This window comes from Pseudoalteromonas sp. 2CM32C (assembly GCF_023161925.1).
GTDB classification, from domain to species: Bacteria; Pseudomonadota; Gammaproteobacteria; order Enterobacterales; family Alteromonadaceae; genus Pseudoalteromonas; species Pseudoalteromonas marina.
Window position 1 is genome coordinate 1 of sequence record NZ_JALNTI010000015.1, and the last position, 17453, is coordinate 17453.

General features: G+C 39.6%; 14 protein-coding genes. 13 read left to right on the plus strand and 1 reads right to left on the minus strand.

The features are described 5' to 3' along the window. The first annotated feature begins 724 nt into the window (after positions 1-724). The 5 genes from MTF67_RS17775 (at position 725) to ihfA (ending at position 6258) form a co-directional block, all read left to right on the plus strand. Complete coding sequence (locus MTF67_RS17775) at positions 725-1780, plus strand: DUF2066 domain-containing protein (RefSeq protein WP_006794501.1); 1056 nt, start codon at positions 725-727, stop codon at positions 1778-1780. Continuing rightward, complete coding sequence (hda, locus tag MTF67_RS17780) at positions 1780-2490, plus strand: DnaA inactivator Hda (protein WP_170865585.1); 711 nt, start codon at positions 1780-1782, stop codon at positions 2488-2490. Before MTF67_RS17775 ends, hda begins: the two co-directional genes overlap by 1 nt. 82 nt (positions 2491-2572) lie before the next feature. Further along, on the plus strand, positions 2573-3553 hold the full coding sequence (gene pheS / locus MTF67_RS17785) for a phenylalanine--tRNA ligase subunit alpha (protein ID WP_006794499.1): 981 nt from the start codon (positions 2573-2575) through the stop codon (positions 3551-3553). 15 nt (positions 3554-3568) lie between these two features. Continuing rightward, positions 3569-5956, plus strand: coding sequence for a phenylalanine--tRNA ligase subunit beta (pheT, locus tag MTF67_RS17790; RefSeq protein WP_248520280.1), 2388 nt, complete (start codon positions 3569-3571; stop codon positions 5954-5956). 2 nt (positions 5957-5958) lie between these two features. After that, positions 5959-6258 (plus strand): integration host factor subunit alpha, encoded by a 300-nt coding sequence (gene ihfA / locus MTF67_RS17795; protein WP_002960690.1) that lies wholly within the window; start codon positions 5959-5961, stop codon positions 6256-6258. 70 nt (positions 6259-6328) lie between these two features. Here ihfA and MTF67_RS17800 read toward each other — a convergent pair whose 3' ends face one another. After that, entirely contained in the window at positions 6329-7129 is an 801-nt protein-coding gene (locus MTF67_RS17800; protein WP_010557230.1) for a DUF2989 domain-containing protein, read from the minus strand. 174 nt (positions 7130-7303) lie between these two features. On the opposite strand from MTF67_RS17800, the gene MTF67_RS17805 reads away from it, so the two are divergent. From MTF67_RS17805 to MTF67_RS17840, 8 genes are all read left to right on the plus strand, one after another. Further along, positions 7304-8746: a glyceraldehyde-3-phosphate dehydrogenase gene (locus MTF67_RS17805; RefSeq protein WP_248520281.1), complete on the plus strand. Its 1443-nt coding sequence runs from the start codon at positions 7304-7306 to the stop codon at positions 8744-8746. A 212-nt stretch (positions 8747-8958) separates the two neighbouring features. After that, a complete protein-coding gene (locus MTF67_RS17810; RefSeq protein WP_248520282.1) occupies positions 8959-10086 on the plus strand; it encodes a M14-type cytosolic carboxypeptidase in 1128 nt (375 codons plus the stop codon). Positions 10087-10460: 374 nt separating this feature from the next. Next, positions 10461-11963 carry an alanine/glycine:cation symporter family protein gene (locus MTF67_RS17815; RefSeq protein WP_008132031.1) on the plus strand — a complete coding sequence of 501 codons (1503 nt, stop codon included), beginning with the start codon at positions 10461-10463 and terminating at the stop codon, positions 11961-11963. A gap of 170 nt (positions 11964-12133) precedes the next feature. After that, positions 12134-12460, plus strand: coding sequence for a hypothetical protein (locus tag MTF67_RS17820; protein WP_008132029.1), 327 nt, complete (start codon positions 12134-12136; stop codon positions 12458-12460). Position 12461: 1 nt separating this feature from the next. Continuing rightward, complete coding sequence (locus MTF67_RS17825; RefSeq protein ID WP_248520283.1) at positions 12462-12743, plus strand: DUF1315 family protein; 282 nt, start codon at positions 12462-12464, stop codon at positions 12741-12743. After that, positions 12733-15414: a DUF349 domain-containing protein gene (locus MTF67_RS17830; RefSeq protein WP_248520284.1), complete on the plus strand. Its 2682-nt coding sequence runs from the start codon at positions 12733-12735 to the stop codon at positions 15412-15414. The genes MTF67_RS17825 and MTF67_RS17830 overlap by 11 nt, the downstream gene beginning before the upstream one ends. An 87-nt stretch (positions 15415-15501) precedes the next feature. Then, on the plus strand, positions 15502-16056 hold the full coding sequence (locus MTF67_RS17835) for a DUF1439 domain-containing protein (protein ID WP_033025795.1): 555 nt from the start codon (positions 15502-15504) through the stop codon (positions 16054-16056). Positions 16057-16137: 81 nt separating this feature from the next. Next, entirely contained in the window at positions 16138-17442 is a 1305-nt protein-coding gene (locus MTF67_RS17840) for an AarF/ABC1/UbiB kinase family protein (RefSeq protein ID WP_248520285.1), read from the plus strand. Positions 17443-17453: the final 11 nt, after the last annotated feature.

Genomic DNA, 17453 nt, shown 5'->3' on the forward strand with positions numbered 1-17453 from the left:
TTTGCTATGTGAAAGTAGGACATTACCAGGCTTCAAATAAGAGAAACCCGTTACAGCAATGTGACGGGTTTTTTGCTATCTGGGGTTTAGTAAAATAGCCTAGAGGCCCTGCAGAACTCGGTAGTAATACAAAACAGCGCGAAGGCGAGCGCCGCACAAGGCAAACAGGCACAACGTAGCATCCCATTTGCTATGTGACTCTCTACCGCTGTGGGCACAATGACATTACGCAGGCTTCACATTGTAGAGAGCCCGACTAGAAATAGCCGGGCTTTTTACGTCTGCAAAAAAGTAATTTAGTAAATAGCCAAAACCCTATGCCGAACTCAGTAGCGGTCGCTCTTGCACATCCTGTGCTCCCGGCATTTGTATTCCTATACATTATACAAAACTGTGCGAAAGCGAGCCCTTCAGAGGCTGACGCGACAAAACAGTTTTCTGTTTCCCTCAGCAGTAGCTAATAAAAGCTAGTATATTTTTAGAACTTAATACATTTGTGTTGGCATTACTTTGAAGAGAATATGTCTTTTTAGAAGGTTTGGCTTTTGCTGCTCTTTTTTTGGCTGAGTGAATTTGTTCATAAATTTAGAGTTTCAATTAAATCAACAGTGTATGAGAGGCTTAATCTATAAGTATCTATATGTCATAGTAACAAATATAATTTTGCTTTGTTACTGGCTTTGATTTAGGATCAAATCAGTTTAAAACCAAGAACTAACATACAGTGTATAGATTATTAATAAGCATAATATCCATTTTAATTTGTTTTTCTGTTTCAGCAGTTGAAGTCACTGATCTATATCAAGATATTTTAAAAGTTGATGATAAATCAAGAGATAGTCGATTAGCGGCAAGCCGTAAAGCTTTACTTAATGTTTTGGTAAAAGTAAGTGGTGATGAAACGGCGGATCAAAATCGATTAGCTCAACAGCGCACTAAAGATATCTCTGATTACATGCTTAAATTTGAATACGATGAGCGTACTGAAGGTCAATTAAAATTAATTGTTAAATTTGAAGCACGAAAAATTAATGCGCTTATAAAAGAATTAAGTCTACCTCTATGGGGTTCACAACGTCCGTTAGTCGCTATTTGGCTAGGTATTGAAGATAATTGGCGAAGAGAGCTAGTAACACAAGAGAGCTATCCACAGCTTGAACAATTAATTTACGATAATGCCCGAAGACGTGGCTTACCTGTTGTTGTGCCATTACTGGATTTACAAGACAGACGTTTAGTAGGAATACCCGAGGTGTGGGGTAATTTCTCAGGGCCTATAGAAGAAGCGTCTCAGCGGTATAGTGCTGAAAGAAGTATTACGGCCAAAATGTACAAAGACAATAACAGTAATAACTGGGTTTTAGATTGGCGATTCACAAATGATGATTTGTTTGATGAAAATCGTTTAGTTGGTGATAAACAACAAATTGTTAGTCAAATGATAGATACACTAGCTAGAGGGCTAGCAAGTGAATATGCAATTGATCCCAATGCATACTACGAGCAAGCTTCAGCTATTTTAACTTTAAAAGGGGCCGAAAATTTTGTAGATGTTGAACTAGCTAAAAGACGTTTACAGAGTTTAAGTGTAGTTACACAGGTTACGATTGCTCGAAAAACGACTGGGTTTGTTGAATACAAATTGAGTCATACAGGCGATGTTACAGATTTAAAAAAAGCGCTTGGTCTTGATTCTGCTTTTAAAGATTATGTTGACCCACGCGCTTTCTATCATGTTGTTGACAAAAATAGCCTTGAATATCAATGGATAAAACCATAGTGCTAACTCATGAACCAATGCAAATGGCGTTGCCTGTTACTCTGCCTGATGACGAGACGTTTGCATCGTACTTTGGTGGTGAGGACTCATTAGAAGTTAACCATCTTAAAGCGAGCTTTTCTGAGTTGGCAAATTCATTTCAATATACTTATTTGTGTGGATTGGGTGATTCGGGTAAGTCTCACTTGTTATACGCGACGTGCATAAAAGCGCAAGAACGTGGCCTCTCTAACATGTTACTTTCTATGCGCGAGGTTATCAATTTTGGCCCTATGGTCCTCGATGGACTCGAAGCGCTTGATGTATTGTGTATAGACGATGTCCACTTAGTTGCAGGGAACGATGCCTGGGAAAAGGCACTATTTAATTTTTTTAATCGCTTTAACGAACCCGGTAAAATGTTAGTCGTAACCGCAGACCTGTTACCAAATATGTTAAATATCTCGCTTCCTGATTTAGAATCTCGTTTGACTTGGGGAACCACCTTTCAAATACGTTCAATGAGTGATGATGATAAAGCGCAGGCGCTTGTTAAGCGGGCACACATGCGTGGGCTTGAGTTAAGCGATGAATGTGCACGCTTTTTACTAACGCGTCTAAGTCGAGATATGCGTGCTTTACTCGATGTATTAGACAAATTAGATCATGCATCTATGGCCGCACAGCGAAAATTAACAATTCCCTTTATAAAATCAACGTTAAAGCTCTAGTAGGTCTAGAATCTAGACCCCGCTTTCAGTTATCATTAGTTAATTAAATTGTAATCACCTTCTGTGAAAGATCAGGTATCGAATGAACTTAGAAAATATATTAGCGCAAGCACTTGAGGCGGTAGCCAGTGCCAGTGAAATCGCGCAACTAGAAGAGATCAGGGTTAATTACCTTGGTAAAAAAGGCGAAATCACTAGCTTACTTAAAACACTGGGTAAAATTGCTCCTGAAGAACGCAAAGAAGCAGGCCAGGTAATTAATCAGGCTAAGCAAGATGTACAAGCTGCAATTAACGACAAACGTGAGCTTTTAGCAAGCAAGGCACTAGAAGAAAAGCTAGCCGCTGAAACAATTGACGTTACTTTACCTGGACGTGTGATGCCTACAGGTGGATTACACCCAGTAACACGTACAATTGAGCGTATTGAAAGCTTTTTTGGTGAGTTAGGTTTCGAGGTGAAATCAGGTCCTGAGATTGAAGATGATTTTCATAACTTTGATGCTTTAAATATCCCTGAACATCACCCTGCGCGCGCTGATCACGATACCTTTTATTTCAATCCTAAATTAGTATTGCGTACACAAACAAGTGGCGTGCAAATTCGTACTATGGAAACAGAACAGCCACCGCTACGAATTATCTCACCTGGGCGTGTGTATCGTAACGATTACGATCAGACACATACACCTATGTTTCATCAGGTAGAAGGGTTAATGGTTGATACCGATGTAAGCTTTACTGAGCTTAAAGGTATATTACATGACTTTTTGCGTAACTTTTTTGAAGAAGATATGGAAATTCGTTTCCGTCCTTCATTTTTCCCATTTACAGAACCTTCAGCTGAAGTAGATGTGATGGGCAAAGACGGCAAATGGTTAGAGGTACTAGGCTGTGGCATGGTACATCCAAACGTTCTTAAGTCTGTAGGTATTGATCCAGAAAAATACACTGGTTTTGCATTCGGCATGGGCGTAGAGCGCCTAACAATGTTGCGTTACGGCGTAAACGATTTACGTGCATTTTTCGAAAATGACTTAAAATTCCTAAACCAGTTCCGTTAAGAGTGAAGCAATAAAATGAAATTTAGTGAAAAGTGGTTAAGAGAGTGGGTTAATCCTGCTATTGATACGCAAGCTCTGTCGGAACAGCTTTCTATGGCTGGCCTTGAAGTTGACGGCGTTGAGCCAGCTGCAGCCAAATTTAATGGTGTGTTAGTAGGCGAAGTTGTTGAATGTGGTCAACATCCTGATGCGGATAAACTTCGCGTTACTAAAATTAACGTAGGTGGCGATGAGCTGCTTGATATCGTGTGTGGTGCGCCAAACTGTCGTGAAGGAATTAAAGTCGCGGTTGCAACCGTTGGTGCAGTATTACCTGGCGATTTCAAAATTAAAAAAGCAAAACTTCGCGGTCAGCCTTCACACGGTATGTTATGTGCATTTGACGAGCTAGGCATTAGCGAAGAAGGTGACGGCATCATGGAGTTACCGAGTGATGCACCCATTGGCGCGGATTTACGTGACTATTTAAGCCTTGACGACAACATTATTGATGTTGATTTGACACCAAACCGTGGTGACTGCCTTGGTATTAAAGGTCTTGCTCGTGAAGTAGGCGTTTTAAACAGCATTGATGTAAACGTATTAGAAATCCCCGCTGTTGCTCCAACAATTGAAGACAAAGTATCAATTGAGCTCGTGAACGAAGATGCATGTCCGCGTTATTTAGGTCGTGTAATAAAAGGTATAAATCTTGATGCAGAAACACCGTTATGGATGGTTGAAAAATTACGACGTAGTGGCGTTCGTTCAATCGACCCGGTTGTTGATGTAACTAACTATGTATTACTCGAACTTGGTCACCCTATGCATGCATTTGATTTAAGTGCAATTGAAGGTGGCATTAAAGTACGTAGTGCAAATGCAGATGAAGAACTAGTACTGCTTGATGGTAATACAGCTAAATTAAACGAGTCTACACTCGTTATAGCAGATAATGATAAAGCACTTGCCATTGCTGGTATTTTTGGTGGTGAGCAATCAGGTGTTACTGAAAAAACAACAGACATACTGCTTGAAAGTGCTTTCTTTAATCCGGTAGCAATTGCTGGGCAAGCACGTAGTTACGGCCTACATACTGATGCATCACATCGTTATGAACGTGGAGTAGATTTTGCTCTACAACACGATGCAATGCAGCGTGCTACAGCGCTACTTCTTGAAATTGTGGGTGGTCAAGCAGGCCCTGTAGTAGAAGCCGTGGCAGCTGATAAGTTACCTAAGGTGACTGAAGTTCGTTTGCGTCGTTCGCGTTTAGACCGCGTAATAGGTCATCACATTGATGATGCTAAAGTAACTGATATTCTGACTCGCTTAGGTCTTGATGTTAAAGTTGAAAATGAGAGCTGGAGTGCAGACATACCTAGTTACCGTTTTGATATTCGCATTGAAGAAGATTTGATAGAAGAAGTTGCACGCGTTTACGGTTACAACAGTATTCCAAATGTGGCACCAACTGCAAAACTTAAGATGACCACTCATAACGAAGCGAGTATTGCACTAAGCAAATTCCGCAATACGTTAGTAACACGTGGTTACCAAGAAGCGATTACATACAGCTTTGTTGACCCTAAGGCACAAGCTATTTTGCATCCTCAAAGTGACGCACTTGTTCTACCGCATCCTATTTCAATTGAAATGTCAGCAATGCGTGTTAGCTTAATGCCGGGTCTATTGGCGTCTGTTGCATACAACCAAAATCGTCAACAACCACGTATTCGTTTATTTGAGCATGGTCTTAAATTTATAAGCGATGAAAATGCAGAAAATGGTGTATACCAAGTGCCTGTTATTGGTGGCGTTATTACTGGTTTGGTTCATGGCGAACATTGGGTTGAAGAAAAGCGCAATGTCGACTTTTATGACCTAAAAGGCGATGTTGAGGCATTACTTGCGATCACTAACGATGTAAGTCGCTTTGAAATTAAAGCAGAGCAGTCAGATGGACTTCATCCGGGCCAGTCAGCTGTTATTTATGTTGATGGTAAAAAGGTTGGTTTTTTTGGTGCATTACATCCTCAAGCGCAAAAGTCGTTAGATATCAATAACGCAACTTTTGTATTTGAAATTGAAATGTCAGCAATTGAAAAAAGAAATTTACCACAAGCAGAAAGCGTGTCTAAATTTCCTTCAAACCGTCGCGACATCGCGATTTTAGTGGCCGACAGCGTTAAATCTGGTGATATTTTAAACGCTATAGAAAAAGTTGGCGGAAATCAATTGGTTGACCTAAACTTATTCGATGTGTATAAGGGCAAAGGTATTGAGCCAAATTATAAGAGTTTGGCGATTGCTCTAACACTGCAAGCGGTTGATAGAACACTCGAAGAGAAAGATATCAATCTAGTAGTTGATAACGTGGTGGCCGAATTGGCCGAAAAGTTTAATGCATCGTTGAGGGACTAGATATGGCGCTTACTAAAGCCGACATAGCTGAACACCTATTTGAAAAGCTCGGGATCAATAAAAAAGATGCCAAAGATTTAGTTGAAGCGTTTTTTGAAGAAATCCGCTCAGCGCTAGAAAAAGGAGAGCAGGTTAAGCTTTCTGGATTTGGTAACTTTGATCTTCGAGACAAAAAAGAAAGACCAGGGCGTAATCCGAAAACAGGCGAAGACATTCCTATTTCGGCGCGTCGTGTTGTCACCTTTAGACCGGGTCAAAAATTAAAGACTCGTGTTGAAGTGGGCACCAGCAAAGCAAAATAAAAAAAGGCAGCGAAAGCTGCCTTTTTATTAATTCCTCGCTTAACTCTGCTTAAGCGGGGTTTATTATTATCTAAAATTCTCTAGGTGATACAAATTCACCCTCTAATACTTGTTGATAGGTTTGCTCGGCAAGTGAATCAAGTCCAGATAAGTTTTTACCAGTACTTAAGAGTTCCTGCTCTATTTCAAATAGATCTATATTTTCGATTCCCGACATTTGCGCTACTTTTGAAAATATATAAGCATGTTTAAATTTATCATGTTTATAAAATAGGCTGATAAGTGATGTGTACACCTCAGGATTGGGTATGCGCCCTTTTTGATTTAACTCTAGGGTTTTATAAAGCAAATCAATCGTTTTTTCGTCATCAAACTTAATGTAATACGACGCTAAAAAAAACTGCATTTCAGCACTTTGTGTAACACTAGGATCGTCTTCTATAGCCAATAGCTTATTTAATGCACCTTGATTATTGTTTCTGGACCAATGGTAATAAAGTAAACCGGGGTGATTTGTATCAATAGTGTCTTGATAAAGGCGCGTCATTTCTTTAATGCTAGTGAGTTGTCCATCTATGCGAGACGTCTTCTTAGCTTTGAGCTTTATGTGCTCAATTTTAGCCGCCAGTGTTATACATTGGTTGTATGTTTCAAATTCTTTTAATAATTGATATTTATTTTCATCCGTTGGCTCTTTGTATTCACTGTAACGCTTTAAGATAACTTCAGCACGCTCGTCTTTACAATGGCTGTCTTTGTTTAAATCAGAACAAAAGCCGGGTGTTTCCTTACAAACTTTTGCTAGCGTCACAGGTTCTTCACAACCCGCTAATGTTAGTAATCCAAGTAGTAAACTTGCTCTTTTTAGCATTCCTAAACCCCAAATAAATATCTACGCAGCCATTCTAGCGCAATCATTTAACGCCTAACAGTAGAGAATAACTTCAGATTAAATTAGAATAGCCGAGCCTGAAGTGCATTACTCTCAAAATATAGTGCACTTTTAAAGGCTATCCGTTCAAAATGATAAACTTAGGTAAATAAAATGACCTCATCTCACGAGTTAGAATACACAAATAGTTGGCAAGAGCGCCAAGATTACGCTGAAAGCATGCAACCTATCATTGGTAAACTTTACCGTAATCGTGGTATTGAAATCGCTGTATATGGCCGTCCTCTCGTAAATGCCAGCACTATTGAAATTATTAAATCTCACAAAACTGTTGCACAATTTGAAGGCACAAAATTACGTTTACGTGAAAGCTTCCCGTTTTTAGAAGCAATCAGCAAAATGGAATTAAACTCTGCTCGTATTGATATTGGTAAGCTTGCATACAGCTATTTATACAGCGACGTTGCTAATGGCCGTTCAGTTGAAGAGTTCGTTAAAGATGAATTGGCAGAAATAGCTAATTCAACGGTAAAAGAACCTCGCGATGTAGTTCTTTATGGCTTTGGTCGTATTGGTCGTTTGCTTGCTCGCTTATTAATTGAAAAATCGGGTCCTTACGCTGATTTACGTCTACGTGCAATCGTTGTGCGTGGCGGTAAAGAGGGTGACCTTGAAAAGCGCGCTAGTTTATTACGCCGCGATTCAATTCATGGTCCATTTAATGGTTCAATCACTATTGATAAAGAGCGCAACGCGATTAAAGCGAACGGCAGTTACATTCAGGTTATTTATGCAAATTCGCCTAGTGAAATAGATTACACCCAATACGGTATCGATAATGCGTTAATTGTTGATAACACAGGTATTTGGAAAGATGAAGCAGGCCTTGGTCAGCATTTAGAGTGTAAAGGTGCAGCTAAAGTATTATTAACGGCACCGGCTAAAGGCAATATTAAAAACATCGTATATGGTGTAAATAACCAAGATATTTTATCTGAAGATAAAATTGTTTGTGCAGCAAGCTGTACAACAAATGCAATTACACCAACATTAAAAGCGTTAAACGATAAGTTTGGTATTAATAATGGTCACGTTGAAACCGTTCACTCATACACAAACGATCAAAACCTAATCGACAACTATCACAAAGCCGAACGTCGTGGTCGTGCCGCAGCGCTTAACATGGTAATAACTGAAACAGGCGCAGCTAAAGCTGTATCTAAAGCATTGCCAGAACTTGAAGGTAAGTTAACAGGTAACGCTATTCGTGTTCCTACGCCTAACGTATCGCTTGCTATTTTAAACTTAAACTTAGCAACAAATACATCAGTTGAAGAACTAAATGCATTTTTACGCGATACGGCGCTGCACTCAGATTTACGTGACCAAATTGATTACACTGCATCAACAGAAATAGTGTCTACCGATTTAGTGGGTAGCCGTTATGCAGGTGTTGTTGACTCGCAAGCGACAATTGTTGACGATAATCGTATTGTATTATACGTATGGTACGACAATGAATTTGGCTATAGCTGCCAAGTAGTACGTTGTATGCGAGATATGGCTGAAGTGTCATTCCCAAGCTTACCACGCTAATGTATATGTAGTATTCAAAAGCCAGCGTTTAGCTGGCTTTTTTAATGTGCAATCATTTTTAAAGTGTATGCCTTGTGCTACGCTTTGCTTATTCCAATACAGTGCGTGTTGTAGTTATAAAATACACTGTATTTACTGCGAGTAGTATTATTCGTGGTGTTAGTTCTGCGAGTTAAAATGCAGATGGGCTTATTCAAATTAAAGGTTTTTTCATGAAAATCAGTAGTAATTTCGACAGTGGTAATATCAAGGTAATTGATGTAACCGATCCGCTTAATATTCAATTAGAGATTAATAACGACCACAACTCTGAATTTTATCAGTGGTTTCACTTTCGATTAGAAACAACGCCTTACCAATTACATAAGCTTAATATTAATCAGCTTGAAAAATCAGCATATCCAGATGGGTGGGAAGGCTATCAAGCAGTCGCATCTTACGATCGCCAAACATGGTTTCGTGTTCCATCAAACTATGAAAATGGCACGCTAAGTTTTGAAATAGAGCCAGAGTGCGGAAGTGTTTATTTTGCTTACTTCGCACCATATAGCTATGACCGCCATTTAGATTTATTGTCGTGGGCGCAAACCCAAGGTGCTTGCCAACTTCAAACGTTGGGTGAAACACTTGATGGGCGCGATATGAGCGTATTAAAAATTGGCGAGCCAAACGAAGATAAAAAAGTAATTTGGGTAACAGCACGCCAGCATCCAGGTGAAACTATGGCAGAGTGGTTTGTAGAGGGATTACTTCATAAGTTACTTGATGATGAAGACCCACATGCTGCCGCATTGTTATCAAAGGCTGTGTTTTACATCGTGCCAAATATGAACCCAGATGGCAGTGTACGTGGTCATTTACGTACTAATGCTAAAGGTGTTAACTTAAATCGCGAATGGCAAACACCTAGTATGGAAAATAGCCCAGAAGTGTATTTAGTCCTCAATAAAATGCGCGAAACAGGCTTAGATATGCACCTTGATATTCATGGTGATGAAGCCATTCCTTATAACTTTGTTGCTGGCAGCGAAGGTATTCCAAGTTACGATGAGCGACTTAAAAATTTAGAAGACAGCTTTAAAGCGGCGTTATTAACAATAACACCGGAGTTTCAAGACGAACACGGTTACCCGAAAGATGAGCCAGGCCAAGCTCTTTTAACAGTTGCATCGTCGGCAACGGCTGAAGAGTTTAAAGCGCTTACATACACAATTGAAATGCCATTTAAAGACAATAACGATTTACCAGATCCTGACTACGGCTGGTCAGATCGTCGCTCGTATCAGTTTGGTCAAGACACGTTAGCAGCCATTGTTAATGTGGTTGATACGCTAAGATAGAGTACTGATAAAAGGCATCAATTATTGATGCCTTTTTTATACACAAATTTAAAAATAGTTAATATGTAAAATCGTTTTATAAACCCCTTCAATCAGAAGTCTATTTAAATTACTTTCTATAAACCTCCATTATATTCAAACAAACCAATTTCTGGTTAAATAACCCTCAAATAATACGCCGAAGCGCACGTTTTATCTGTAAATATGAAAATTAAGTGTTAACAAAGTTAGCTCACTTAAGTTAATATCAATAACAATCGAATTAAAGGTAGGCATATTTAAGCCCGATTTTTAATCGTTTCGTGTCGCGCATTCTGAGTAGCAAAACAGAGTCTCGTAATTCATAATAAAAAATATAACTATAGAGGATATCCATGGAAGCTTTTGTAAGCGCTGTTAATGATGTTGTTTGGAGTAATGCCCTTATTTACTTATGCCTTGGCGCGGGCTTGTTTTATTCTGTATTAACTCGATTTGCCCAAGTCAGACATTTTAAAGAAATGTGTAAATTACTTTTTAGTCCTAACACATCTGAAAAAGGCATTTCTTCTTTCCAAGCACTTGCAGTGTCTCTATCGGGGCGAGTCGGTGTTGGTAACATTGCTGGTGTTGCTGCTGCTATCGGTTTTGGTGGCCCAGGGGCTATTTTTTGGATGTGGGTTGTTGCATTTTTAGGTGCAAGTACAGCCTTCGCCGAATCAACGCTTGGTCAAATTTATAAAGAAGAAGAAAACGGTCAATACCGTGGTGGTCCAGCGTATTACTTTGACCGTTGTTTAAAACAAAAATGGTTAGCTATCTTATTTGCTATTTCTGCCGTTGTTGCGTGTGGTGTTTTCCTACCCGGTGTACAAGCAAATGCGGTGGGTAACGCATTTACTCAAGTATTTGGCGACGGTACTATGGTGTCGACCAGCTTTGGCGATGTAGGTAGCTTTAAGCTAGTTGCGCTGGCTATTATTCTTATCGTTTTAGCATTTATCATTTTTGGTGGTATAAAACGTATTGCCAACTTTACTCAAATTGTTGTGCCATTTATGGCTTTGGGCTACATCGTGCTTGCCTTAATCGTAGTGTTTTTACACATAGATAGAGTGCCTGATATTTTTGCTATGATAATAAGCGACGCCTTTACAGCTCAAGCCGGATTTGGAGCTGCAATTGGCTGGGGTGTAAAACGCGGAATATATTCAAATGAAGCGGGTCAAGGTACAGGTCCTCATGCAGCGTCTGCGGCAGAAGTAGACCACCCAGCGCAACAAGGTTTAGTTCAGGCTTTTTCAGTGTACGTAGATACCATCTTCGTATGTACTGCAACGGCTCTTATGATTTTACTAACACAACAATACAACATTGTTGGCGAGCTACCAGCTGGTCAATTTATTGTACAAAATGTTGATGCAGCAACTGAAGTAGGCTCTGCAGCATTTACGCAAATGGCTTTGTTTAGTGTATTTGGCGGTTTTGGTGAGGCATTTGTCGGTATTGCGTTATTCTTCTTTGCGTTCACTACTATTTTAGCTTATTACTTCATTGCAGAAACAAACATTGCTTACTTAAATCGTTACTTTAAAGGAAGTATTCCACTGGTTATTGTGAAGTTTGTGATCATGTTTATGGTGGCGTATGGAATGGTTAATAGCTCTGGGTATATTTGGAGCATTGGCGACATAGGGGTAGGCTTGATGGCGTGGATCAACATCTTAGGCATTTTAGCTATCTTCTTTGTCGCAAAACCAGCACTGTTATGTTTAAGCGATTACGAAGAGCAAAAGAAAAAAGGTGGTAAAATTACCTTTGACCCAATTAAGTTAGGTATAAAAAACGCTACTTTCTGGGAAAAACGCCTTGAAAAACAATCTAAGGATCCTGAGTAATTTAATACACAGTGTACTTGCAAGTTTGATTGGATAAATGGGTTTAAACCAATAAAAAGAAAGTGAGATTATCTGTTATTGCTTTAAATTCAAAAAAGACAACAACAAATAAAACAAGTACAATAAAGGCGCCGCAAGGCGCTTTTTTTATGCGTAGTATGGAGAGATGTATGGCGATTATTCGTTGCCCAAAATGTGCAAAATCAATTTCAGATAAATACAAGCAATGTCCGCATTGCGAAAGTAACATTTCAGAGCTAAATGACGAGCAGGTTCAACAACTTCAGCGCGAACAGCAAATTAAAAAAAAGCAGATGTTTATAAATCACTCTTTCCTAGCACTTATTTTATTTTTGGGTGGTTTTTTCTGTTTATATTTTTTACAACCGCAAAAAGAAACCCTTGAGTGGTATGCTTACACCATCGCCATTGGCGTAGGGTGCATTTGGTATCTTATTAACCGTATTATTTTAGTGACTCTTAAAAAGAAAAGATGACATGAATATCGATAAACTCGTAGAAAATATTACTCCAGAATTATTTGAACGCCTGCAATATGGTGCATCCACTGGCAAATGGCCAGATGGCACTGTGTTATCAGATGAGCAAAAGCAACAAACAGTGCAGTTGGTTATGTTGTATCAAGCAAAGGTGGCTCAATCGAACGAGCAATTTACGATTGGTGCTAATGGTGAAATGATCCAAAAGACAAAAGCGCAACTACAAAAAGAACTCAAATCAGACAACGAAATAGCTAGGTTTAGTGAACATGATCTTTAAGCACCTTTTTACGCCAAAATGGAAACACCCTAAGCAACAGGTACGTCTTGATGCAATTGAAAAGCTAGATACGCAGCGCGATGCAAGTATTTTAAATACACTTGCATTAGAAGACAGCTCTGCAGAAATTCGCCGAAAAGCGCTTCAAAAGGTAAATGATTTACCACTTTGGTGGAAAGCCTATAAGCAAGACCAAGCGTTGAAGGATATAGCTGAGCAGCAAATATCTAACGCGGTTTTAAACAGTGAAAGCACACTAACACCGCAAATTAAAAGTGAATATATAGAACGCTTTGCACCTGTAAAAACATTAGAAAAACTAGCGTTTGCAGAGAAAGAACTAAAAGTTCGCGTTAAATTACTTAAGCGTTTAGCAAACCCAAAATTAGTAGAAAAAGCTTTTAAAGAAGGCAGTGAAGAACTACAAAAGCAGCTAGTGGAGTTAGTTATTAACCACCAGCTTACCAAACCACTTGCTAAACATGCTAAAGGGGAAGCGAAAAGCACCCTTGATACGCATATTGAAAATGAACGTCTGGCCAAAGAGATGCCACAAGAAGTTGAAAATTCAACGCGCGTCATTTTAGCAAAACTTAATGCGTTACGTGAAAAAACAGACTTTGCGTTGGTAAACCCACAAGCTGCTGAATTAATGGCTCAATGGCAAGCATTAGAGCTTAAATGGTTATCAGCAGAGCGTATAAAATCGCTAGATGAAAAGTACATAGCTATTACCAGCAAGCTTGATACGCACATATCGCAACTTAAAGCTGAGCACGATAAAGAACAGCAACGTTTAGCATTAAAACAGCGTCAATTATTGGCATTAGCAACGCTTGAAGCATTAAGTGATGAAATTGAAAATGCGCTTCAATTAGGTTTAGAAACCCCAGAGCAAATTCAACAAGATTGGCTTGACGCTAAAGTAGCCCAAGCAAAACAAGCGATCGCAGAGACTGAGCTTGAAAATAACGCACAGTCTAAAGCGGTAATCGTAAGGCTTGAGACTTTATTTTCACAAGTGGCTAAATTACCCGAACTAACAACGGTAATTGCGCAATATAAAGAGGCATTGACCGCCTTACAAAAAATTGAACCAGCGCAAAGCATTGAGCAATATGACGATATTCTGTCATCGTTTAATCAAGCGTTTAAAGAAGCGCGTGGGCATATAGCTATGCTTGATAGCGCACTGCAAGGCAAGTTTAAAACTGAGTTAAACGCGCATAAAAAGCAGTTTTTAGTACCAATGAATGAGTTAGTTAAACCGCTTGAAAAAAATCAAAGCCAAGCAAAGCGAAAAGCTCGTGATGTTAAGCGCTTAATTGAAGAAGGCCGCTTCAATGTGGCATTTGGTGTATTTAAAGGTTTTGAAGAGCTATTTAATACATTAACAGCACGCTACCAGCAACCGCTTGAAAATATTAAAGCAGAGCTAGAGCAGCAGCTTGCTGACGCAAAAGATTGGCAAAAATACGCCGCTGCACCAAAGCGTATAGCGTTACTTGAAGAAGTAGCCACGTTAACTGAGCAAGAATGTACCGACCCGCAACAACGTGCAGAACAAGTAAAAATGTTTCGCACACGTTGGAATGAGCTTGGCCGATTAGATACAGATGAAGAAAAACAACAAGGTGTTCAGTTTGACGAACATATTGAATTGTTGTTTGCACCTTGTCGTAGTTACTTTGCCGAGCAAGAAAAAAACCGCGATGCAGCGAAGTTGCAACGTGAAAGCATCATTACTGATATGCACGCGCTTAGCACAGAGCCTACTAGCGAAGAAGGCTTTGATTGGAAACAGTTTGAAAGCCAATACAATAGGCTAAATAAAGCATGGCGCAGTGTAGGAAAAGTTGACCCTAAAACATATCGAGTTTTAAATGATCGCTATAAAAATGAGCAACAACAGGTGCTTGGTTTATTAAATGCGTTTCATAAAGGTAATGCTGCGCTTAAAAATGATTTAGTAGAACAAGCACAGCAGTTATCACAAAGTGACGACTTAGCAAGTGCTTGCCAGACGTTAAAGCAAATGCAGCAGCAATGGCAAACAATTGGCTTTGCGGGCTTGAAAGCCGAAAATGCGTTGTGGCAAAAGTTTCGTCAATATAACGATGAAGCATTTAGTAAGCGCAGCACTGAATTTGAGCAACAAAAGTTTGAACAGAATGAGTCAGACAAACAAGCCGCTGCAGAGCTTGCTGAATTAGAAGCGGTACTAGAGGCGGTTGAACAACGTGCGCAACTTCATGACCTAGAAACGAAGGTAAAGGGTTATGCACAATTCAGAACGCTTGCGCCAAAAGTGGCTACTTTGCTTAAAGCCATAGATGAAAAAGTGTCATTGCTTATGACTAAATCAGAGCAGGCTAACTTAGGTGCTTTACTTAACGCGCTTCAAAATAATGAAGAAATACCTGCTCAGTATCAAGCACCGCTAAAAACAACGCTTAACGAGGAGCAACTTGTAACGCGTATGGAAATTTTAGCAAATGTGAGTTCGCCAAATGCATCACTTAGAATGGCAGAGCAAGTTGCTATGCTTGATGGTAAGCATCGTGGTGATCATGCTGATTTAAATTATTATTTAAAACAGTTGCTCGCGCTCAGTAACGGTTCAGTTGAACCTGACACACTAGCTCGATTAAAGACGACACTTGCAGCTTAATCATTAACATTACTTTAAATGTTGATTAAAACTTTAAAAGGCCGCTTAAAAAGCGGCTTTTTGTATCAACCAAACAAAGGATTTACCATGAGATTTTTATTACTTATTACTACGCTTTTTTTAACTGCCTGTAATAGCACGCAAGGTGTATCGGTATATTCATTTACAAATGCTGAAGTAGAAAGCGTATTAGCTAAGGAGTTGCCAAAGTTAAGCGAAAAAGTAAAGCTAATGGGATTACCTGTTCAGCTTAACGTTAATGATTTAAGTGTTGATATAGGGCCAGATAATCGTGATGTTGTTTTACTTGGCGCTGACTCTAGCGCAGAGATCAACGCTTTTGCACTTAAGTACCCAATTCGTTTAAAGCTTCAAATAGAGGGCAGCCCGTTTTACGATAGCGAGAAAAAAGCAGTGTTTTTGCGTAATATTAAACTACTGGGCTCAAGCGTTGATGCTGGTGGCTTTAGAGGCAACATTGGCGCGCTTGACGATCAAGCAATGGGTGTAATCAATACCTTTTTGGCTAACAACCCTGTATATACGTTAAACATGAACGATCCTAAAATGATGCTATTGAGCAAATTACCACTCGACATGAAAGTATCGCAAGGTGCAATTAAACTGGTTCCTAGATTATAAATAACCAGGCTAATCAGATCGGCCTGCCTTAATTAATCGTATTAAATAACCTAACTATAAGCTAATTAGGTTCATTATATTATGGCAGCACCGCGTAACGTGCCCACATCGAGACTTTCTCGTTTTGCAAAATTAGGCTCATTAGCAACAGGCGTTGCGGGTAATATGCTGGTTGATGGCGCTAAAAGTGCACTAACAGGTAAAGGGTGGGATAACAAACGCTTACTTCTGCAGCCTAAAAATATTGAAAAACTTGCTGTGCAGCTCTCTCACTTACGCGGAGCAGCAATGAAATTAGGCCAGCTTCTATCTATGGATGCTGGTGACTTGCTCAGTCCTGAGCTCGCCCAGTTACTCGCTTTGTTGCGCTCTGACGCAAATCCAATGCCGCATAAGCAGCTTGTTGAAGTTTTAAAAGAACAATGGGGGGACGACTGGCTTTCTCGTTTTTCTCATATTGAACTCAGACCTTTTGCAGCGGCTTCTATTGGGCAAGTGCATTTAGCGTATCAAGAAAATGGCGATAAGCTCGCAGTTAAAGTTCAGTACCCGGGTATTGCAAAGAGTGTTGAGAGCGACGTAGATAACGTGATTACGCTGTTAACCCTATCGCGCCTATTACCTAAAGATCTCGACATTAAACCCCTTGTGAATGAGGCTAAGGCACAATTACTTGCAGAAGCAGATTACCTGCGAGAAGCAGATTATTTAATACGTTACAAAAATGCACTCAACGGCAATGCTCACTTTAAAGTGCCCAATGTTTACACTTCGCACAGTACGCAGCAAGTGCTTACAATGGAATATGTTAATGCTGAACCCATAGAGAGCATCACAGAGCAGCCACAAAGCCAGCGAAGTTTTGTTGCTGAGCAGCTTATTAATTTATTTTTTAAAGAAATGTTTGAATTTAAACTCATTCAAACGGATCCTAACTTTGCTAATTTTCATTATCAAACAAAGACACAAAAAATCGTTTTATTTGATTTTGGTGCAACGCGAGAAATATCAACTGAGTTGAGTTCAGCGTATTTGGCACTATTTAAAGCAGGTAGCGATAATAGCCGAGAGGGCGTATTAAAAGCAGCATCGCAAATTGGTTATTTTAAAGATGACATCATGGATAACTATAAAAATAACGTAATCGACTTGTTTTTAATGGCGTGCGAACCGCTCAGGCACGATGGTGAATTTGATTTTAAACATAGTGAGTTAGCACTTAAAATTAAGGATGCTGGGCTTGCACTTAGTGCTCAATCACAGCAGTGGCACACTCCACCCGTCGATGCGTTGTTTATACACCGAAAACTAGCCGGTTTGTATTTAATAGCTGCTCGTTTGGGGGCAAAAATTGATGTGCGTGCGCTTTTTAGTCATTTCGCATAAATGCTGAGCTA